We start from the raw sequence: 19,424 nt of genomic DNA, 5'->3' as shown, positions 1-19,424 counted from the left end.
AGATATTATGCCCACATACGACTTCATTATCGCCGGCGGCGGCTCGGCTGCCTCCGTCACGGCCTGGCGCCTCGTGAAAGAGTTCGGCCTTTCCGTCCTGATGCTGGAGCGCGGCCGCGCGCGGACCAATCGCATCATGGCTATGCCCGCCGGCTATATGAAATATCTGGGTCAGGACACGTTCCTCGAAATGCACAAGACCGTGCCGCAGCCCCAGCTTGGCGGCCGCGCACCCATCGTGCCCGTCGCAAAAGTCCTGGGCGGCGGCTCCTCGGTCAATGCCATGGTCTATATGCGGGGCCAGAGGGAAGACTATGACGGCTGGGCCCAAAGCCTCGGCAATGACCCGAGCTGGTCCTATGACGCCATACTGCCCCACTTCAAGGCCGTGGAAGACAATGCGCGCATCCACGACGGTTTTCACGGCAATGGCGGCCCGCTGCGCGTGTCCGACCCGGGCTATACGACGCAAACCACCCACGATTTCATCGCTGCGGCACAGGCGCTCGGCCACAAGCCCAATCCCGATTTCAATGGCGCCACCCAGTTCGGCGCCGGCATCATGCAGCACACCTATGGGCAATGGGGTCGCTACAAGGAACGGTCGGATGCGGTAAAGGCTTTCCTTGATCCGCTGAAGTTGGACGGCAAGCTGACCATCATTTCCGGCGCCCGCGTCGATCGCATCCTGGTCGAAAACGGTCGCGCTAATGGCGTCGCCTATACCAAGGACGGCGAGAGCCACACGGTCCGCGCCGAGCGCGAAGTGCTCGTCGGCGCCGGCACCTACAATAGCGCCAAGCTAATGATGCTCTCGGGCATCGGCCCTGCCGAACATCTGCGCCAACACGGCATCGAGGTCGTCGCCGACATTGCCGGCGTCGGCCAGAACCTGCAGGACCATCACGAGGTCCCGGTTATCGCCACGACCAAAGGCAAATCCGGCTATTTCGGACAGGACCGCGGCTGGAACATGATCCGCAACGGGCTGCAGTACATCCTGACCAATTCCGGCCCCGTCACCACGACCGGCATCGAAGCCTGCATGTTCTTCGATCCCGATGGCGGCAGTCGCCCGACGATCCAGCTCTATTGCGCGCCCATCGTCTACCTCGACCGCGACGTCTCGGCGGCCAAACCCACCTATGGCGTCACTTTTACATCCTGCCTTCTCCGCCCCAAGGCGCGCGGCAGCGTCACCCTGCGCTCGGCCAATCCAGAGGATCAGCCGGTGGTCGATTGCAATTTCTTCGGTGACCCCGACGATTTGCGCCTCACCATCGCGGCGCTGCACGAAGCGCGAAAGCTGCTGAAATCGGCACCCCTAGCGGAAAAGATCGATACCGAACTGCTACCCGGCCAGGCCGTGATGGACGATCCCGAAGCCCTCAACCGCTACTGTGGGCAAACTGTGAAGACCAATTACCACCCCGTCGGCACGCTGCGCATGGGGCGTGATGACGACCCCACCGCCGTGGTCGATGCGGAGCTGAAGGTGCGGGGCATTGACGGCCTGCGCGTGATCGACTGCTCGATCATGCCGCAGATCGTTTCCGGCAATACCAATGCCCCGGCCATGGCTATTGGATCGAAGGCGGCGAGCATTTTGGCAGGCGCTTAGATATCCGCTCTATCGTCACCACCGGGCTTGTCCCGGTGGTCCCCAGCGGAGGCGAGATGGATTGCCGGGACAAGCCCGGCAATGACGATAGTAGGGAAATGGCGCGGCTAGGCACTCCCGATCAGCACACCCGCGGCAAACACCAGCGCACCGCCCAGAACCACCTGCATCACCGCCCGCCAGAACGGAGTCTGCATGTAACGCTTCTGGATGAAGGCGATGGCCCAGAGTTCAAGCACCACCACGAGGCCGGCAATAAAGGTCGCCGTCCAGAAATCATGGATGAGATAGGGCAGCGCGTGCCCCAGCCCTCCCACTGCCGTCATGATCCCCGCGGCAAGGCCACGCTTGATCGGCGAACCACGGCCCGTCAGCTTGCCATCGTCGGAAGCGGCCTCCGTAAAACCCATGGAAATGCCGGCACCCACCGCGGCGGCAAGACCAACCAAAAAAGTCTGGTGCGTATCGCCGGTTGCAAAGGCGGCGGCAAAGACCGGCGCCAGCGTCGACACTGAACCATCCATCAGCCCGGCCAGGCCCGGCTGCACATAGGTAAGAAGGAACTGACGATGCGCCTCGTCCTTCTCTGTGTCGTGGCCGGCGTCGCCCAGCAGTTTTTCGTCGAGCTTTGTCGCCGATGCCGCGTGGCCGCGCTCTGCCCGGGCGAGGTCGCCGAGGAGCCTGCGGATACCCACATCATTGGCCTGCTTGGCCGCCTCGAGATAGAAATGGTAGGCGCTTTCCTCCATTTCCCAGACCTGCTGGCGCGCCTGTTCGAGCGTCAAAGTCTTGAGCAGCCAAACCGGCTTGCGGTTGAGAAGGCCGCGCACATGTTCGCGGCGAATGGGCACCAGGCGTTTGCCGAAACGGTCGACATAGATATCGAGCAGCCGCCGGCGATGATCGTCTTCCTCGGCCGCCATGGCTTCGAGCAGCGCCGCCGTGCCGGGATAAGTCTCGCCCAGCCGCGTCGCCAGTTCGGAATAGATGCGCCCATCCTCTTCCTCTGCGGCGATGGCGAGAGACAGGATTTCACGTTCCGAAAGCGTTGCGAAGGCGCGTCTATTGTCCGGCCAGAGGGTAAACATGTCCGCCTCATAGATTAGAATTATTCCAAACATTGTTTAGAACCGTTCTAATATCTATGCAAGAGGCATTCGGCCCTGCGCCGTTAACGCTCTTTCCCGCTTTGTGGCCTCTGCCGTTGTGACGAGGGCAACGCATTCCCATCTGCTTTCGCTCAAACGGGAAAAAACATGTCCAGCGACAAGCCAGAGCCAGATCACGCCACACTCGAAGCCCAACGACGGCGCTCGAATGTCTACGCGTTTCGCCGGCTGAAATGGGGTGCACCCGAGAAGCTGAGGTCAAGCGCGCCAAAGAGCAGGACGCCGCTACCCTTCTCCAGGCCGGGCAATGGAAGGGCGCTCAATGTCGCCCTCCTCGTCGCCGTGGGTTTTGTCTGCGGCGTGATTGCGGTTGTGGCACTGGGCTAAAGCCGGGCATCTGCGCAACCCGTACCCCCACCCTCATTCCCTCCCCACAAGGGGGAGGGATGCGCAAGCTTCAGTCGTCTCGGTTCCTTCGTCTCCCTCCCCCTTGTGAGGAGGGATCAAGGGTGGGGGTGTCGGCAATCTCTGAAGACAGGCCTTGCTTCCAAGGCCTCTCCCTCAATGTCCGAGGAACCGCTCCATCCGGAACGGCTTTACATCAATCGCCGTCGCTTCCCCAGTCATCATCTGCGCCAACAGCTCGCCCGTCGCCGGCCCCAGCGTAAAGCCGTGATGGGCATGGCCGATACCGGCATAGAGCCCCTCATGCTTTGGCGCCTTGGAAATGATCGGCATCATATCCGGCGTACAGGGTCGCGCCCCCTTCCAGGGTTGCGGATCGACACGTTCACCCAGCGGGAACACTTCCTTGGCCGCCTGCTCGGCCTTGCCCAGCTGCACCGGGGTCGGCGCCGCATCGCGCAGGTTGAACTCCGCGCCCGTCGTCAGGCGAATACCGCGCGCCATGGGCGCCAGCACATAGCCAACTTCCGCATCGAGCAGCAGATGGTTGAGCGCCGCGCCCTCGGCCGGCCTGTAATGCATGTGATAGCCGCGCTTGACGAAGAGCGGCAGGCGATAGCCCAATTTGTCGAGCACTTCCGGCGCCCAAGGCCCCAGCGCAATGACAGCCTGTTTCGCCGTATGCAGCGTGCCACCGACGCGCGTCTGCCAGGTGCCCCCGTCCTGCGTCAGCCCCGAGGCTTCGCCGGAGACAAAAGTGCCGCCCAGCTTTTCAAAGAGCTTGAAATATTCCGTCACGAGCCCACCGGGATCAGTGACGGTCCAGGGATCGGTCCAGTGAATGCCACCGGCCAGCCCGCCGATCAGGCTCGGCTCCAGCGCTTTCAAACCGGCCCAATCCACCACCTCGTGGTGAATGTTGAAGCGCTTCCGGTCTTCCTCCGCCTTGGCGGCTTCGCGCTGCAGCTTTTCGAGCGTGCGGAAAACCAGGTACCAGCCCTTCTTGGAGATCAGCTTTTCCGCATCCGGCCCGGCCTCGGCGATCAATTCCGCATGGGTATCGATCGAGCGGGCAATCAGCGGCGCATAGTTTTCGACCACCTGCCGATAGTGGTCCGGCGAAGAAGCCCACCAATATTTCAGCAATGGCGGCGCAATGCGCGGCAGGGCCAGCGGCTCATAGCGCGCAGCAGTGGACAGATGCAGCCCCACTTGCATCAGCGTATGGAGGTCACGCGGAAAAGCATGCGGCCGCACGCCCTCGCGCTGGATGATACCGGCATTGCCATAGGAGGTTTCGCGGCCGGGCTGGTTCTTGTCGACCAGCGTCACGCTGCGCCCGCGCTTAAGCAGATGGATCCCGGTAGAAATGCCGACAATGCCGGCTCCAAGGATCAGGACGTCTTGCATATTCGCCTCCTTGACGAATTTCCGGTCCCCGCCCGCCTAGCCGGCGTTTGGCGGGGACTGGAACAGATAGCCTCTGGCGCTGGCTGGCACTTCCTCGGCCAACCAGTCGCGAAACAGTTTTAGTTTTTTGGACTCTCGGCGCCCCTTGGCGGTCGCGAGATAGTAGCCATGCCCGCCCTGGACCGGCTTTTCGAAGGGCCGCACCAGCCGCCCGTCACAGACCGCATCGGCGCTCATCATGTCGGCAGCAAGCAGAATCCCCTGGCCGGAAATGGCGGCGTCAAAAGCCAGCGACGCATCGGAATAGACCGGGCCCGACAGTTTTAGTTTCGGGTCGAACCCGGCCGCCCCGAGCCAGAGCGGCCAATCGAGCATGCTCGTCTGGTCGGCGATCACGGGAATTTTCCCAAGGTCTGACATATCGGGAAAACGGCGCAAAAATTCGGGCGCGCAGACCGGCTGGAAATCCTGCCCGCCGATCAGGCTGACGGAAACGCCCGACCAATTGCCATCGCCAAAGCGAATACCGCAATCAAGGTCCGGCCGCGTCAGGTCGAGCATGGCGCCGGTCACGGTCAGCCGCACCTCCAGCCCCGGATGACGCGAAGAGAATTTGTTGACCCGCCAGATCAGCCAGCGCGAGGCAAAGACACTGCCGACGGTGACATTGAGCACGCCCTCATGCGCGCCGGTCAGCGTCGCCAGCCCATCGCGCAGCGAGGCAAAACCGGCCGAGAGCTGCGGCAGGATGTCGATCAACTCCGGCACGGGTTTCAGGCCCTGCGGCGTACGCGAAAAGAGCTCCATGCCCAGCCGCTCCTCTGCCCGCCGCAGGTGCTGGCTGACCGCGCCGACAGTCACGCCCAATTCCTCGGCAGCCGGGGCCAGTGCACCGGCCCGCGCCACGATCTCGATCGCCCGAAGGGCATTGAGCGGAATTGGAAAAGGGCTGCTCATATAGATTTTCTATACTGAGGCAAAAACCTTGTCCATTGCGGCGAAGGGGTCTCGGGCGCAGGATGAAGACACTTCAAAGCTTCCCCGAAACAGCATTCGAACAGGAGACTGCCATGTCCCGCCTGAACGACCTTTTGCGCCTTGTCATTGCCTGGCTCAATGCACCCGCCGTGCCGGCACCGGTGGAGCCGGAAATGAGTTCGAAGGATTGGGCTGACCTGCCCCCGCACCATCCCAGGGCCGACTGCACGCCGTGCTGAGGCCATAATCGGCCTGACAATGGCGGGGAATGTTTTCCGAGCATGGAGTGCCGACATGCCCCGCTTCGCCCTAGCCTTTTCTGTCCTTGCCCTGACCGTTGCCGCCCCTCTGGCGCAGGAGGCCGCACCGGCACCCGCTACCACCCCGACCATAACGGTCGATCCGAGTGCAGTCGTTGATGCCATGCCCAAGCAGGGCCAGCTTCTTACGGGTCTCTATGCCACCCAGGCCACAATTGAGCTCTGCAACATCACTGTCGCCGAGCCGGGCGTCACCGCCATGAATGCGCACCGCCGCCAACTCGAAACCGATTTTCATCTCGAAGGCGAGTCTGCGGTAAAAGCCTATGAGACGGTGAAGGCCGATGTCGAAAAAGCGGGCGTCGATTGCGCCGAAGGCAGCGCCGACCGCCAGCAGACCGACGCCGTCATCGCCGTCTATTCCGGCACCTGATCTTACTCGCAGATCTGCGCCGTGCAGGTCTGTCCATGGCAGCCGAGGTCGAGATGCAGGTGATCTTCATGATCCGCATTGGCCTCGGGCCCAAGGACAGTGGTGAACTTCCCACATGCCGCGCCATGTGACTGCCGCAACAGCTTCGCCTCCGGCGTCGTCGCCGGCAGCCAGTCTTCCTTCACCACAATGCTGCGTCCATCGGCCAGGGTAAAACCAACGATATCAACGGCATTGGCGAAGCCATGTTCCGAGGTGAACTGCTCCGCCCCACCAACGCGGGCCCGGCACATATAGCTCGTGCCCGTCTGCAGCGCTGTGAGCTCGCTATCCAGCGCCGCCTTGGCATAGGCATCCACTTCCCCAGCCCAATCGACCAGCGCCGTCGCCATCTCACAATTGGTCTGGATCGGACTGGTCAGTTCCACAGTCTTCCCATTCAAATTCAGCGCCGTCACTTCAAGCGGTGATTGTGCCATGCACACCCCCTCGGCGATCGGCGGCAGCATTTTGGCCACCACCGCACCTGAAATCACCGCCGGACAAGCCGTCTGATAGATTCTATCATCCACCGCCTCTGCCGCCGCCGGTTCGGGCTCCGGCGCGGCCTCCTCCTCAACCGGCACTTCCGGCTCTTCCTCGCCCAATCCCTCCGGCCGTGGTTTTGGCAGCGGCGGGGGCGTTTCGGCCTCTTCCTCTACCTCCGTTGCCTTAGGCACAGGCTTCGTCGCCGGGGCCCTTTGGGGCACCAGGTCTTCGACGAAATCCTCGAGGGGTTTGAAAAAATCCTGGGCCGGGACGGAGACCGGCAGGAGGACCAAAAGAGCGGCGAGGGTGCGTAGGGGAAAAGTCATGCCCCTGCAAACGCGCTTTCGCATGCAAACGTTGCCGTTTACCGCGCGGAAACCATCTTTCTTGGAGTCCAGCCTTCTGCTATCAGCGCCCCATGACCACGCCGCTCAAGAATATCCGCAATTTCTCCATCGTCGCTCACATCGACCATGGCAAATCCACGCTCGCCGACCGCCTCATCCAGATGACCGGTGGCCTCGACCTGCGCGAGATGAAGGAACAGGTCCTCGACTCGATGGATATCGAGCGCGAGCGCGGCATCACCATCAAGGCGCAGACCGTGCGCCTCAACTACAAGGCGAAAGATGGCGAGGACTACGTCCTCAACCTCATCGACACGCCCGGCCACGTCGACTTCGCCTATGAAGTTTCCCGCTCGATGGCCGCTGTCGAAGGTTCGCTCCTCGTCGTCGACGCCTCCCAGGGCGTCGAGGCGCAGACCCTCGCCAATGTCTATCACGCGCTCGACGCGAACCACGAAATCGTCCCCGTCCTCAACAAGGTCGACCTGCCCGCAGCGGACATTCCGCGCGTAAAACAGCAGATCGAGGACGTCATCGGCATCGACGCTTCCGACGCCGTCGAAATCTCCGCCAAGACCGGCCTCAATATCGAGTCCGTGCTCGAAGCCATCGTCACGCGCCTCCCCGCCCCCAAGGGCGACATCAATGCGCCGCTAAAAGCCCTGCTCGTCGACAGCTGGTACGATACATATCTCGGCGTCGTCGTTCTCGTCCGCATCATGGATGGCGTGATGAAGAAGGGCCAGCGCATCCGCATGATGGCCTCGGGCGCCGTCTACGAACTCGATCGCGTCGCCGTGCAGACCCCCAAACTGCTCGAGGTCAAGGAACTGACCCCCGGCGAACTCGGCGTTTTCACCGCCTCGATCAAGGAAGTCGCCGATACCAATGTCGGCGATACCATCACCGATGATCGCAAGCCCACCGAAAACCCGCTGCCCGACTTCCGCCCGGCCCAGCCGGTGGTGTTCTGCGGCCTCTTCCCGGTCGATGCCTCGGACTTTGACGAGCTGCGCGCCGCCATGGGCAAGCTGCGGCTCAACGACGCCAGCTTCTCCTTCGAAATGGAAACCTCGGCCGCGCTCGGCTTCGGTTTCCGCTGCGGCTTTTTGGGCCTGTTGCATCTCGAAATCATCCAGGAGCGCCTCTCCCGCGAGTTCGATCTCGATCTCATCGCCACCGCTCCTTCGGTGGTCTACGAGGTCCAGATGACCAATGGCGAGACGATCATGCTGCACAATCCGGCCGACCTGCCGGATGTGATGAAGATCGAGGAAATCCGCGAGCCCTGGATCAAGGCGACGATCCTGACGCCCGACGAATATCTCGGCGCGATCCTGAAACTCTGCCAGGACCGCCGCGGCATCCAGAACAACCTTTCCTACGTCGGCAATCGCGCCATGGTCGAATATGACCTGCCGCTCAACGAAGTGGTCTTTGACTTCTACGATCGCCTAAAATCGATCTCGAAGGGCTATGCGAGTTTCGATTATCACCTCGATACCCATCGCGAGGGCGATCTGGTGAAACTCTCCATTCTGGTCAATGCCGAGCCGGTCGACGCGCTCTCCATGCTGGTGCATAGGTCCGTTGCCGAATCGCGCGGCCGCCTGATGTGCGAAAAGCTCAAGGAGCTGATCCCGCCGCATCTTTTTGTGATTCCGATCCAGGCCGCCATCGGCGGCAAGATCATCGCGCGTGAGACTGTGCGCGCGATGCGCAAGGACGTGACGGCAAAGTGCTATGGCGGCGACGCGACGCGTAAACGAAAACTCTTGGACAAGCAGAAAAAGGGCAAGGCCAAGATGCGTCAGTACGGGAACGTCAACATTCCGCAGGAAGCGTTCATCAAGGCGCTGAAGATGGGCGACGAGTGAGTCGACGCTTTTCGCCAGCCTGCGCCTGATCTAGCCGACCGTACAAAACCTGAGAAGGCGAGCTGATCGGCTAGATCTCCTTTTGGAAATCTGTTCCGAAATTTCGAAAACTATTGTCAAGTTGATAGAATCGGCCAAATCTTGAAAGAGATGCGATCTATTCGGAAACAATTTTGGCTAGAACACTTTCTGAGGTTATTGCGGATTCGCTTCCAGTCGAAGGAAAGCTTCCGCTCGTTCATATAGCAGACGCCTTTCACCTCGAAGATATCCTCACATCGGCAAGTCTTCTTCCGACTCGATGCGACGTCTTCGAGGAAGACCTTCTGTATTTTTTCTACGGCCGCCCGGCCTACAAAACCAGGCGAGAAGAAAATGCGAATCTCTTGTTCGATTTTCCGATCGTTTTTGCCCTGCACCCAGGAGCTGCCCCTCTAGTCAGAGAGCGCGCCTTTCCGGTGGATACTGGTGCGTTCAAGAAGGGGCTCTATGCCAACTATTTTCACAAGAAAACTGACTTCGATTCTCTAGAAATACCCAGCGACGACGAGTCCATTCGAAAGTACGTAGGAACGTTCTACTCTGACAATCTGGATTATTATGTCGGCCGTTCGACAAAGAACGTGGAGATTGGATCAACAGAATTCACGCTTCAAGGCCTACACGAGTTAGCCAGACTACCAACAAGTCCAAATATCCAGGGCCGTGTGAGCTACGACGAGCGATCTTCGTCCGTTGAACTACAGTTCGCTTCCGAAATGTCCTTGAAAGGTAACGTTCTGGCCGTGATATTGCCCGGCGTCTTTCTCGGCGAGAAATCCATCAAAGACAAAATCATCGAGATCAATCCCAAGCACCTGGAAACTTACGATACCATGCACGGTATGGGACCACAGGGAGTGGCCGCCATCGTCTACGATAGGCTGCTAACGGTGTATCGGCGAGAAGAACTGGTACCATGAAAGTTTGGGGCTTTGTCCGCCTGCTCCCCTTGGCGCGGTCACCGGTAATTCCCCTCTTCGTTTCTTCCGACGACCAAAGATTTTTCATTCAAGAGGGTTGATAACAAAGGCTTTATCGCCGGGTTTTCGCCAACGCGGAAGCCCGCAGATAGCCGCATTATCATCAAGAACGACCCAAGCATGCCCAACGCAAAATTAGGCGAGCGAGCCATCCTAGCGTTCGACAGGGGAAATCAAGACATCGCCATTCGGCGGAGTGATAAATATAAGGCCGTGATATCTGATTTCTTGCAGAAGAAATTTGAAGATATTAGCCCATTTGCCTGTCTTGAATTATCAATACTTGCCGGAAATGACAAATTAGCACTGCAATCCGCCCGAGAATGCTTGGTTCAGATGGGCGGGTCGCACAGTCAACTGGCACAAAACTGGCTACGGGGTGCAAGCATACCTGATGAAATCAGGTCCACATTGACAGAAACGAGTTCAAACTCGGCTTTCGAAAATACGGATCGCATCTGGACCGTGAATTTTAGAGGGCCGAAGGTTATTGTTAGAGGTCTTACGCAGTTCTGCGGTGAAGTTATGCACCGTCACAGGTCAACAGCGATACGACAGATTTTCAGTCCCTCAAATCGCGACGACCTTCCCCACTCAGAGGACATGGAAGCAATAGTTCAGGCAATTTACGAGCTAGGAAGTTCCGCGACGCAAGAGCACCTTTTTTTGATGCGAACGAGTGAGTCAAGAGGAAGAGTAGCGCTTCCACCAGGCGCTGATCCGAACTGGGTCAACCTTCACTACACCGACTTCCGTCAAAAATACTTCGATTCAAAAATTAGGCGAGATGTCGCGAGGATGGGCATAGATATAAATTCAGAGAGGACTTGCGTACTTATTTATATCTGGGCAACACTTCACCGAAAAACAAAAAGGGCGGCGCCCTACATCAAAGAACTTAACTTCGATGATACTCATGCTTTTTTTGAACTTCGGAATGCAAATGCGGTCGCGGAGCGACTGAGAAATAGAAAGCGGTAGCTTGCATATAGTGTTGCTCGGCCGCCTGAGACGGGAGCCCATGTGCTTATGAGCGCGGCCAAACCGCTCGCAACGTCTGAGGCCGATATGGCTTAAACTCCTCGCCCTTGCCCTCATAAGCCAGCCGCGCCAGCGTGCTTTCCGAGAGCATGCGCTTCTGCTGCGGTCCATTGCGGGGACCACGCCAGTAAAGAAACCGGTCAACCCAACCGGGCGGCTTGGTCTGGTTGGAGAGGGGCGCAATCGGGTCTGAGAGGGATTTGAGGGTCGCCAGTGCAGTCTGGTTGAGGGCAAGGCCCTCGGCTTCGGCGCCTTCCATGATCCAGGCCAGCGCGTCATTGGAGAGGCCCCGAATGTCGCCGCCACCGCCCACCGAGCCATGATCGCCGGGAAACCAGAGCTGGTGATACTTGTCGACGCCTGACGTCGTGGCATTGAGCGTTTCCAAATTGCTCCAGAGGGCCGGCGCAAAGCTCAGGCGGGTTTCGTCTATGGCCACAGCATGCCGGGCGGAGCGCACGGTGCTGGAGAGATCAGTATCGTGGAACTGATATTTCTTGCCGCTGAGAAGCCCGACCAGCGGCAGGTGCTGGGGAATGCCCAGCGCGCCGACAGTGTCCCAGACGCCGACATAGCGGACGATTAGCGGCTTCGCCGCCGCCACGAGATCGGCATCCGCGCCATGGTCGAGACGCCAGTCGCGATCCGCATCCTTGAGGATGATCGCCGGACAAAGGTCCATGCGCCGGCGCTGCGCCTCGTCGCTATCGGGGTGGGTCGCGGCATCCTTATAGAACTCGAAGATCTGTCGGATTTTGCCGGCATGCGTGCGCGGGACGATGCCGCATTTGCGGATAAGGCCGGCCAGCGAGCGGGCCGTATAGGCCCCGCGCGAAAACCCGAAGATGAAAATCTCGTCGCCGGGCTCGTAGTTGAAGATCAGGAAGCGATAGGCGGCTTCGATCTTATCGAGGAGGCCACGCCCAAAAGCGCCGGCCAGAATGGTCGAGATGCGCCCACCGGTCGTGCCGACGCCCTCGTCATAGTAGGTGACCTGCGCCACGCCTGCCGCATCGGCTGGCAGGACCAGCTGGGCCGAGAGGAGCACATTGGTCGGCTGCTCGGCCGACATGCGGTTCCAGGTGCCATCACAGAAGATCGCGATGCGCTTCATTGAAGAATCCTCACGACAATCAGTTTTGCAGGAATATTCCCCGGCAGGCGCGAGATCGGCAAGCCGGTCTTGGGCGACGTGAGTAACGCCTAATTAATCCCCGGCCATCGGGGTGCACTTATTCTCCTCGACGATGACCGACAGGAGACCTTTTTCATGCGCCACGACCTGCCCCAAATCTCCCACTTCCTAGCCGAGCGCCACGAGTCCCTCTGGCTCCGGCTTTCGGCCCTCCACAAGGACATTTGCGCCATCGCCGCCAAGAAGCCGGAGGCGCCGGTGGGAAATACCGAACGAACGGGCCACGGTGGAAGGGTTGATCAGCGATTGCAGGCCGTTTCTCAAGAAGCCGGCCGATCGGCTGCCGGTTGCCGCACAGAACTTTGCCGGGCTCGCGGTGCAACTGGGCCAGGTGCTGGCCATGCTGGAGGATTTTGAGAATCGCCATGCCTTTTGGGATGGCAAGGCGGGTTGTCGGTGCTGGCGCGTTGCCGGTGCGTCCCTGCCGGTGGCCCGGCTGCGCCAGGCGGTGCCGCCCTTCGAGCTCAAGACGTCCAAGGGCCGCGATATGCGCGAGGCGCTGGCAAAGCTGATGGATGCCAAGGAAAGCCGTGTTTATGAGGCGGGTTTTGCCGCCGGGCGTGCCGCGCGGTTGGGGCCGCCTGATATCGAACAGGACCCGTTCTGAAAAAACTTATCCCCGCCCCGGGGCGGGGGCATAGATTAGGGCCATCACCTCGCACGGGCAGGTCTGCATGCGAACTGAGCGGGGTGTGCCGGTCGCGGTCCCGTTCGCATGGGAAAGCGGGTTCGGGCATCGGTCCCTCGCGACGAGCGATCAAGAGGCGCTGTGGATGTCGTCCAAAAACCCGGCCCCCGGGGTGGCTTTTGCCCCGTATGAAATAGTCCCAAGGAGCAAATGCCACCTCGGGGTCTGCCTATCTTTTGGAATTGAACCGGAGGCGGTGACGCCGGCCGGGGTTTGGGCTTGGGCTGAAAACTCCCCAACCACTCGGTGTCACCCCGGCGTTGGGGCTGGGGCCCATCTTGAGATGGTCGGGTGTGGCGCTTTTCGGGGATGGGTCCCGGCCTGCGCCGGGATGACAGCCAGTGGGTGAGGTGGCGCGGAGCCCCCAAAACAAAAGCCCCTCCCCGCACGAGGCGGGAAGGGGCTGAGGCGTAAAAGGCCCAAAAATCAGTTGGGCAGGGCGAAGGCCATGACGTAGTCACCCTTGTCTGCCGAATAGGGCGCGCCGCCCACGGAAATGACCACATATTGCTTGCCCGTTTCGGGGGAAACATAGGTCATCGGCGTGGCGCTCGAGCCGACCGGGAGCGGGTACTTCCACACTTCGTTGCCGTTTTCGGCGTCGTAGGCGCGGATGTAATAGTCCTGGTAACCGGCAAAGAAGACGAGGCCCCCGGCCGTGGCCGAGGTGCCGGCATAGGTCGGCAGGCCCATGGGCATGGGGAGCTTGGTCTTGATCCCCAGCGGCCCGAGCTGTTCGGCGGTACCGGCGGGCACCTGCCAGGCGATCTGGCGGGTGTTCATGTCGATAGCGGTGACAGTGCCGAAGGGCGGGTTGACGCAGGGCACGCCGAGCGGGGAGACCCACATTTCGGTGGCCATGCCATAGGGCGTGCCATGCTGGGGCGAGGGGCCGTGGCCTGAACCATCGGCGTGGACGCTCTTGGCGAAGGCTTCATAGTCGTCGCGGGGCACCAGGGCGAACTTGCTGGGGGCCCGCACGTCGTTGAGGAAGATGCGGTTATTGGGCACGTCGACCGAGACCGAACCCCAGTTGAGGCCGCCGATATTGCCCGGCTGCTGGATGACATAGTCGAGCCCGATGGGGGTGAAGTCACCCTCGTAGCGCAGCTCCTTGAAGGCGATGCGGCACATGAGCTGGTCGAACATGGTCAGCCCCCACATCTTGGCTTCGGTCAGGTGTTCGGCCCCGATCGTGGGCATGCCGACCGAATAGGGCTGGGTGGGGGAGAGATATTCTTCCGGCACATGCCCGGTCTGGGGCACGGGCTTTTCCTCGACATCGGCCAGCGGCTCGCCGGTCGCACGATCGAGAAGGAAGAGCTGGCCGCGCTTGGTGGTCTGCAGGACGGCCGCAACCGTGCCGCCATCGCCATCGGGCAGATCGAGCAGGGCCGGTTGGCTGGGCAGGTCATAGTCCCAGATGTCGTGGTGCACGGTCTGGAACTTCCAGCGTTCCCGGCCGGTATTGATGTCGAGCGCCACAAGGCTGGCATTGTATTCGTCCGCAAAGGGCGGGCGATTGCCACCAAAATAGTCGGGCGTGGAGTTGCCGAGCGGGGCGTAGATCAGGCCCAGTTCGTCGTCATAGGCGGCCGTGGTCCACATATTGGGGGTGCCACGGGTATAGGTTTCGCCCGGCGGGGGCAGTTTTGTGATGGCCTTGTTGCCAAGGTCCCAGGCCCAGTCGAGTTCGCCGGTGACGGCGTTGAAGGCGCGAATGACGCCGGAGGGTTCGCCCACCATCTGGTTGTCGACCACCCAACCGCCGACGACGATCTTGTCGCGGGCGACAAGCGGGGCCGAGGTCTGGAAGTAGAAGCCGGGGATGACTTCGCCCATGTTTTCGCCGAGCGACACGAGGCCATTGGTGCCGAAATCGGGGCAGAGCTGGCCGGTCTTGGCGTCGATCGCAAAGAGGCGCGCATCCACGGTGGTCATGATCAGACGCGTATTGCAGAGCTGGCCATCGACCTGCTGGTCGGCGGGCAGTTCAAAGTAGCCGAGGCCACGGCAGCGTTGCCAGAAGGGAGCGCTGGCCTTGGGGTCGAATTTCCAGACTTCCTCGCCGCTATCGCCATTGAGGGCGATGACGACGTTGGTCGTGGTGCACGAATAGACGAGATCGTCGATTTGCAGCGGCGTGTTCTGGTCAAAACCGATATCACCGCGACCGGTGCGATAGGTCCAGGCGACGTCCAGGTCCTTCACGTTATCGCGGTTGATCTGGTCAAAGGGCGAATAGCGCAGGCCAGCGGTCGTGCGGCCATAGGAGGTCCAATTGGCCGGAGTGTTGTCACCCGTTGCCGGCTGGTAGGCCGGAATATCGGCCGAGGGGCGAATGACGCTTTGCGGCTGGAAAGCGAACGCAAAACCGACGGCAAAAAGCACGGCGGCAAGAGCCGCACCGCCATAATAGGCGCCGCTCTTGGCGGGCCTTGCGACGGCCGGTGTGAAGAGAAGGGCAAAGCCGGCCAAGGCCAGCGGCGCCATGATGCGGGCAAAGAGCGGCCAGAATGCAAAGCCGGCTTCCCAGATGGCCCAGGGCACGGTCAGAACGGCAACGAGAAGGACAAGCTGTCCACCAAGGGCCTTGTCGCGCAGCATCAGCACAGCCGCGACGAGATAGACCAGACCAACAATGGCGTAATAGGCCGAACCTCCGAGAGTAATCAGCCATAGGCCACCACCCGCCAGCCCCACGCCGATCAGCGCGAGGACAATGGCGTATAACCGCGCCAGCAGTTTCATGAATCACCTGTTCTCAAAAATTGACGGCCGAGAGTGACGCTGGGCCGAAAAGGCCTATGCCGCCCCGCCGGATCAGCTTAGCGCCGCCCCGGCCTGACGTATAGGTCAAGACATAAACATGGGTCGCATGCGCCCTGAAACAGGGCCTTGTCAAGTTTTGCGTGCCCGGAGGGAAAGCCCCCTTGCCCATCGGGCAAGGCCGGTCGCGCAGATGATGCCAAAGTAGATACCGGGGTTCGCTGGACATTTCGCCGGCGTTTTGTATCAGGGGTGGCGGGCCCCTCCTGCCCCGTTTCTCGCGGAATCTTTCTCCATGCGCGGCCTTTCCGGCAACTCGCTCGGGATCATCTTGATGGTCCTCTCCACCGCCTGCTTCACCATCAATGACAGTCTGCTCAAATTGGCCATGCATGAATTGCCGCCGTTCGAGGCGCTGTTCCTGCGCGGGCTTGGCTCGACCTTTCTCGGCCTGCCCCTGCTGGCTGCGCTTGGATTTTTGAAATTCGTGCCGCGCATGCTCGATGGGCGGGTGCAGATCCGCAATCTGCTCGAACTCACCGCGGCGATGGGTTTTGTGGCCGGCCTTGCCTATGTGCCGATCGCCGATCTCACCGCTCTGGGACAAACCTCACCCCTGCTGCTGCTCATCGGCGCCATGGTGTTCTTCAAGGAAAAACTGACGGGCCTGCAGATCGGGCTCATTGTGCTCGCCTTTGCCGGGGCACTGCTCGTGGCACAGCCGGGAGCCAGCGGGTTTTCGCCCTATACCCTCTTCGGCCTCTGGAGTGCGGCTGCCGTCGCCGCACGCGATCTCGTTGGCCGCAAGATAAAGCTCGAAATTCCGGGCCTTGTGGTGGCGGTTGGCGCCGGAGCCATTGAAATCATCGGCGCAGGCCTTGCCGGGCTCCTGCTCGAAAGCTGGACCATGCCGACACCGCTGACACTGGCCTTTGCCGTCGGGTCGAGCGTGTTCCTGATCCTGGCGCATTGGCTTTTGCTCAATGCCTATCGCGCAGCCAGCGTCGCAGCGGTCGTGCCCTTTCTCTATATGTCGACCATCTGGGCGCTGATCTCGGGCATGCTGATTTTCGGAACTTTCCCGAACGCCCTGGCTCTGTGCGGCATTGCCGTCATCATGGCGAGCGGGGTGGCCGTCGTGGCGCTGGAGCGCTGGCCGAAGAAATCAGTCATTTCCGACGGCCATCCGCTGTAAAAAAGGGGGCCGTTGGCCCCCTTTTTTGGATCAAGCGACCGACTGATCGGCCAGAACGACGATGGGCGAGCCATTGGGCACGCGATCGTGCAGGTCGATGATGTCATGGAACAAGAGGCGCACGCAGCCCGAGGACACGGCCTTGCCGATCGAATGTACGTCCATATTGCCGTGCACGCGATAGAGCGTGTCCTTGTTGCCCTGATGGATATAGAGCGCGCGGGGGCCGAGGGCGTTCTCGAGACCGGGCGGCTGGCCGTGGCGATATTTTTCGATTTCCGGCTGACGCTCGATCATTTCGGACGGCGGCGTCCAGGTCGGCCATTTGCGCTTATAGGCGATATGGGCGCGGCCATTCCATTCAAAGCCGGCGCGGCCGATGCCGACGCCATAGCGCATGGCGCGGCCATCCGGCATGGTCCAGTAGAGAAAGCGGTTGGCGGTATCGACCACCACCGTACCGGGCTTTTCGCCGGTCACATTGTCCACTTCCTGGCGCCAGTAGACGGGGTCGAGCAGGTGAATGGGCGCGGCTGGAATCGGGAAATCCTCATCGGGCAGCGGTCCATACATGGCGAGCACGTCGGGTGGCACGATGCGGCCGGCCGGTTCCGCCGTCGCGACTGCGGAGCGGGTGGAGCCGGTGGTCGAGCAACCGGCAAGAGCAAGGGCGCCGAGGCTGGCAAGGCCAGCCAGCACGGCGCGGCGCGACGGGTGCGCGCTCACAGCGATAGACATGAAAAGATCCTTGGCCCCGGAAGGGGCTCTTGAACGAAAGGGAAGGGCGGCGCGGGTCTAGGCCGCTATCGGGGGCCGCAAGACCTGGGCGCCGGGCCAGACGGCGACAGTGTCGCATTGGCGCTCGGGTACATCCTCGCCCTCAGGAGCCACCGGCAATTGGGGCGGCAGGGCGGGAATGGCGTGGTGCGAACCACACGGCATGACGATGCCCTCGCCGAGATCGATCTCGCCGCGCTGCACTTTTACAGTGACGCGAATGGGCACGTTCTCGGCATCGACGTGATTGAGCACGACGATGGGGGTCGCCACATAGCGATGCGCATGCGCAGTCGTCACCCCGGCAAGGGTGGCGAAGGCAAAAAGAATCGCGATGGACAAAACGAGACGCTGCATGTCCCCAAGGCTGCTGGGGGTCAATTGCGGCGAGAAGGGGGCAGATGGGGTGATCAGCCGCTATTGCCGGGCGGTTCCCATGCCATGAGCTGCCGACCGTGTGCTTTTAGCCACGCTCGCCCGCGCTCCATGTCCGGCAGGGTGCGCGTAACCGTGGCCCAGAAGGCATCGGAATGGTTCATCTCGACGAGATGGGCAACCTCATGGGCCGCGACATAGTCGAGCACGAAGGGCGGGGCGAGGATGAGCCGCCAATTGTAGTTGATCGAGCCGGTCGAGGAGCAGGAGCCCCAGCGGCTCGACTGGCTGCGCAGTTTTATGTCTTTCACGGTCACGCCAAGCCTTTGCGCATGAAAGGCACTGCGCTCGCTGAGATCAGCAAGGGCTTCGGCCTTCAGCCAATCGAAAAGCCGGCGCGGCTGATGTTCGGGCGTTCCGGGCACGCGCAGTTCAGGCAGATCGACAAGGGGCAGGATTTCCACCCGTCCCCGCGGGACACCTGTGCCGACCACGAGATGCGGCACGCCGCGCAGCGGCACTTCCGTGCCCGCTTCGAGCCGCATGGAACGGACGGTGCGTGGCAGGCGCGCGGCCAGCCAATGGCGATGGCGCAGGAGAAAGGCTTCGGCATCGGCCCAGCGGGATCGCTCCGGCAGGGTCAGCACCGGCCCAGAGGCCGGCAGCGACAGGCGAAAGCTCGACGCGCGCTTGCTCAGTTTGACCGCGACCTCGACCGGCCGGCCGTCGAGTTCGACGGTGACGCTCTTGGGTGCTTTCGGGGTTTGGCGAAGGAATGAGAACATGGAGCCGCAGAATCAATCGAGGCCAGTCTAGTGCGGTTTGCCGGCAATGCCGATCAAACTTATCCGACACCTCGGCGACGCACAAAAAATGGCGCCCTTGCGGGCGCCAGTTCACTTGGGAGGTAAAGGGAGGGCGGGGCCGGCCTTAGCCGTTATTGCCCCAATTGTTGTTGTTCGGGTTGTTGTTGTCGCCAAAACCCTGGCGGGAGCCACGATGCTCGCTCATGAAGCGGTCGAACTCTTCGCGATCCTTGGCCTTGCGCAGGTTGGCCATATAGTCGTGGAAGGCGTCGATTTCGGCGTCGAGCCGGGCGCGTTCTTCGTCGAGACGGCGCAGCTGTTCGGCGCGATAGTCGTCGAAGGCAGCATTGCCCGAGGAAGTGTGTTCACGGCTGAAGCCGCCAAAGTGCTTCTTGTTGTTGCGCATATAGCCACATCCCTTGTTCCAGTAGGCCTGTGCTTTTTCGGCAGAGCCGCCAAACTTCTCACCCCAGAGGATGTAGCCGAGGACGGCCAGGCCAATGGGCCAGAAGATGATGAAGCCGAGTACCATGAGGGCGATGGTCAGTGGCGACCATTGCGGTTTGATGATTGCTGTGTTCATGTCGT

19 protein-coding genes are annotated in these 19,424 nt (G+C 61.1%); 9 read left to right on the top strand and 10 right to left on the bottom strand.

Features of this window, described 5'->3' with window-relative positions; all coding sequences use genetic code 11:
- The first annotated feature begins 7 nt into the window (after positions 1 to 7).
- Positions 8 to 1,621 carry a GMC family oxidoreductase gene (locus NVV77_RS12915; RefSeq protein WP_295413861.1) on the top strand — a complete coding sequence of 538 codons (1,614 nt, stop codon included), beginning with the start codon at positions 8 to 10 and terminating at the stop codon, positions 1,619 to 1,621.
- A gap of 107 nt (positions 1,622 to 1,728) precedes the next feature.
- On the opposite strand, the gene mbfA is transcribed toward NVV77_RS12915, so the two are convergent.
- On the bottom strand, positions 1,729 to 2,709 hold the full coding sequence (gene mbfA, locus NVV77_RS12910) for an iron exporter MbfA (protein WP_295413857.1): 981 nt from the start codon (positions 2,707 to 2,709) through the stop codon (positions 1,729 to 1,731).
- A gap of 168 nt (positions 2,710 to 2,877) precedes the next feature.
- On the opposite strand from mbfA, the gene NVV77_RS12905 reads away from it, so the two are divergent.
- Positions 2,878 to 3,117: a hypothetical protein gene (locus NVV77_RS12905; protein ID WP_295413856.1), complete on the top strand. Its 240-nt coding sequence runs from the start codon at positions 2,878 to 2,880 to the stop codon at positions 3,115 to 3,117.
- A 174-nt stretch (positions 3,118 to 3,291) separates the two neighbouring features.
- Here the strand turns inward: NVV77_RS12905 and NVV77_RS12900 are convergent, their stop codons facing one another.
- Entirely contained in the window at positions 3,292 to 4,545 is a 1,254-nt protein-coding gene (locus NVV77_RS12900) for an FAD-binding oxidoreductase (protein ID WP_295413854.1), read from the bottom strand.
- A gap of 36 nt (positions 4,546 to 4,581) precedes the next feature.
- Positions 4,582 to 5,502, bottom strand: a complete 921-nt coding sequence (locus NVV77_RS12895; RefSeq protein WP_295413851.1) for a LysR substrate-binding domain-containing protein — start codon at positions 5,500 to 5,502, stop codon at positions 4,582 to 4,584.
- Positions 5,503 to 5,615: 113 nt separating this feature from the next.
- Here NVV77_RS12895 and NVV77_RS12890 point away from each other — a divergent pair, with 113 nt between their 5' ends.
- On the top strand, positions 5,616 to 5,762 hold the full coding sequence (locus NVV77_RS12890) for a hypothetical protein (protein WP_295413848.1): 147 nt from the start codon (positions 5,616 to 5,618) through the stop codon (positions 5,760 to 5,762).
- A gap of 55 nt (positions 5,763 to 5,817) precedes the next feature.
- Positions 5,818 to 6,216, top strand: a complete 399-nt coding sequence (locus NVV77_RS12885; RefSeq protein ID WP_295413845.1) for a hypothetical protein — start codon at positions 5,818 to 5,820, stop codon at positions 6,214 to 6,216.
- Between the two features lie 2 nt (positions 6,217 to 6,218).
- Here the strand turns inward: NVV77_RS12885 and NVV77_RS12880 are convergent, their stop codons facing one another.
- Positions 6,219 to 7,070, bottom strand: coding sequence for an extensin family protein (locus tag NVV77_RS12880; protein WP_295413842.1), 852 nt, complete (start codon positions 7,068 to 7,070; stop codon positions 6,219 to 6,221).
- Positions 7,071 to 7,162: 92 nt separating this feature from the next.
- Between NVV77_RS12880 and lepA the strand changes: the two genes are divergently transcribed.
- From lepA to NVV77_RS12865, 3 genes are all read left to right on the top strand, one after another.
- Positions 7,163 to 8,968: a translation elongation factor 4 gene (gene lepA / locus NVV77_RS12875; RefSeq protein ID WP_295413839.1), complete on the top strand. Its 1,806-nt coding sequence runs from the start codon at positions 7,163 to 7,165 to the stop codon at positions 8,966 to 8,968.
- A 173-nt stretch (positions 8,969 to 9,141) separates the two neighbouring features.
- Positions 9,142 to 9,930 carry a hypothetical protein gene (locus NVV77_RS12870; protein ID WP_295413837.1) on the top strand — a complete coding sequence of 263 codons (789 nt, stop codon included), beginning with the start codon at positions 9,142 to 9,144 and terminating at the stop codon, positions 9,928 to 9,930.
- Positions 9,931 to 10,110: 180 nt separating this feature from the next.
- Positions 10,111 to 10,971: a hypothetical protein gene (locus NVV77_RS12865; RefSeq protein WP_295413834.1), complete on the top strand. Its 861-nt coding sequence runs from the start codon at positions 10,111 to 10,113 to the stop codon at positions 10,969 to 10,971.
- A gap of 46 nt (positions 10,972 to 11,017) precedes the next feature.
- Here NVV77_RS12865 and NVV77_RS12860 read toward each other — a convergent pair whose 3' ends face one another.
- Entirely contained in the window at positions 11,018 to 12,145 is a 1,128-nt protein-coding gene (locus NVV77_RS12860; protein WP_295413833.1) for a DUF2235 domain-containing protein, read from the bottom strand.
- 307 nt (positions 12,146 to 12,452) lie between these two features.
- Here NVV77_RS12860 and NVV77_RS12855 point away from each other — a divergent pair, with 307 nt between their 5' ends.
- Positions 12,453 to 12,833, top strand: a complete 381-nt coding sequence (locus NVV77_RS12855; RefSeq protein ID WP_295413830.1) for a hypothetical protein — start codon at positions 12,453 to 12,455, stop codon at positions 12,831 to 12,833.
- A 507-nt stretch (positions 12,834 to 13,340) separates the two neighbouring features.
- On the opposite strand, the gene NVV77_RS12850 is transcribed toward NVV77_RS12855, so the two are convergent.
- Positions 13,341 to 15,665 (bottom strand): membrane-bound PQQ-dependent dehydrogenase, glucose/quinate/shikimate family, encoded by a 2,325-nt coding sequence (locus tag NVV77_RS12850; protein ID WP_295413827.1) that lies wholly within the window; start codon positions 15,663 to 15,665, stop codon positions 13,341 to 13,343.
- 313 nt (positions 15,666 to 15,978) lie between these two features.
- Here NVV77_RS12850 and NVV77_RS12845 point away from each other — a divergent pair, with 313 nt between their 5' ends.
- Positions 15,979 to 16,878, top strand: coding sequence for a DMT family transporter (locus tag NVV77_RS12845; protein WP_295413825.1), 900 nt, complete (start codon positions 15,979 to 15,981; stop codon positions 16,876 to 16,878).
- Positions 16,879 to 16,908: 30 nt separating this feature from the next.
- On the opposite strand, the gene NVV77_RS12840 is transcribed toward NVV77_RS12845, so the two are convergent.
- The 4 genes from NVV77_RS12840 to NVV77_RS12825 form a co-directional block, all read right to left on the bottom strand.
- Positions 16,909 to 17,616 carry a L,D-transpeptidase gene (locus tag NVV77_RS12840; protein ID WP_295413822.1) on the bottom strand — a complete coding sequence of 236 codons (708 nt, stop codon included), beginning with the start codon at positions 17,614 to 17,616 and terminating at the stop codon, positions 16,909 to 16,911.
- A 57-nt stretch (positions 17,617 to 17,673) separates the two neighbouring features.
- Complete coding sequence (locus NVV77_RS12835) at positions 17,674 to 18,012, bottom strand: hypothetical protein (protein WP_295413819.1); 339 nt, start codon at positions 18,010 to 18,012, stop codon at positions 17,674 to 17,676.
- Positions 18,013 to 18,065: 53 nt separating this feature from the next.
- A complete protein-coding gene (locus NVV77_RS12830; RefSeq protein ID WP_295413816.1) occupies positions 18,066 to 18,815 on the bottom strand; it encodes a M48 family metallopeptidase in 750 nt (249 codons plus the stop codon).
- Between the two features lie 145 nt (positions 18,816 to 18,960).
- Entirely contained in the window at positions 18,961 to 19,419 is a 459-nt protein-coding gene (locus NVV77_RS12825; RefSeq protein WP_295413813.1) for a DUF2852 domain-containing protein, read from the bottom strand.
- Between the last annotated feature and the right edge of the window lie 5 nt (positions 19,420 to 19,424).

The sequence above is a fragment of the Devosia sp. genome, from assembly GCF_024707125.1.
In the GTDB taxonomy this organism is placed as follows: domain Bacteria; phylum Pseudomonadota; class Alphaproteobacteria; order Rhizobiales; family Devosiaceae; genus Devosia.
The sequence above is the reverse complement of the archived record's forward strand: the minus strand, read 5'-3'. Positions and strand labels throughout refer to the sequence as shown.

Coding starts and splice junctions, on each gene's coding strand:
- NVV77_RS12915 (WP_295413861.1), top strand. CDS start 8: ATGCCCACATACGACTTCATTATCGCCGGCGGCGGCTCGGCTGCCTCC.
- mbfA (WP_295413857.1), bottom strand. CDS start 2,709: ATGTTTACCCTCTGGCCGGACAATAGACGCGCCTTCGCAACGCTTTCG.
- NVV77_RS12905 (WP_295413856.1), top strand. CDS start 2,878: ATGTCCAGCGACAAGCCAGAGCCAGATCACGCCACACTCGAAGCCCAA.
- NVV77_RS12900 (WP_295413854.1), bottom strand. CDS start 4,545: ATGCAAGACGTCCTGATCCTTGGAGCCGGCATTGTCGGCATTTCTACC.
- NVV77_RS12895 (WP_295413851.1), bottom strand. CDS start 5,502: ATGAGCAGCCCTTTTCCAATTCCGCTCAATGCCCTTCGGGCGATCGAG.
- NVV77_RS12890 (WP_295413848.1), top strand. CDS start 5,616: ATGTCCCGCCTGAACGACCTTTTGCGCCTTGTCATTGCCTGGCTCAAT.
- NVV77_RS12885 (WP_295413845.1), top strand. CDS start 5,818: ATGCCCCGCTTCGCCCTAGCCTTTTCTGTCCTTGCCCTGACCGTTGCC.
- NVV77_RS12880 (WP_295413842.1), bottom strand. CDS start 7,070: ATGACTTTTCCCCTACGCACCCTCGCCGCTCTTTTGGTCCTCCTGCCG.
- lepA (WP_295413839.1), top strand. CDS start 7,163: ATGACCACGCCGCTCAAGAATATCCGCAATTTCTCCATCGTCGCTCAC.
- NVV77_RS12865 (WP_295413834.1), top strand. CDS start 10,111: ATGCCCAACGCAAAATTAGGCGAGCGAGCCATCCTAGCGTTCGACAGG.
- NVV77_RS12860 (WP_295413833.1), bottom strand. CDS start 12,145: ATGAAGCGCATCGCGATCTTCTGTGATGGCACCTGGAACCGCATGTCG.
- NVV77_RS12850 (WP_295413827.1), bottom strand. CDS start 15,665: ATGAAACTGCTGGCGCGGTTATACGCCATTGTCCTCGCGCTGATCGGC.
- NVV77_RS12845 (WP_295413825.1), top strand. CDS start 15,979: ATGCGCGGCCTTTCCGGCAACTCGCTCGGGATCATCTTGATGGTCCTC.
- NVV77_RS12840 (WP_295413822.1), bottom strand. CDS start 17,616: ATGTCTATCGCTGTGAGCGCGCACCCGTCGCGCCGCGCCGTGCTGGCT.
- NVV77_RS12835 (WP_295413819.1), bottom strand. CDS start 18,012: ATGCAGCGTCTCGTTTTGTCCATCGCGATTCTTTTTGCCTTCGCCACC.
- NVV77_RS12830 (WP_295413816.1), bottom strand. CDS start 18,815: ATGTTCTCATTCCTTCGCCAAACCCCGAAAGCACCCAAGAGCGTCACC.
- NVV77_RS12825 (WP_295413813.1), bottom strand. CDS start 19,419: ATGAACACAGCAATCATCAAACCGCAATGGTCGCCACTGACCATCGCC.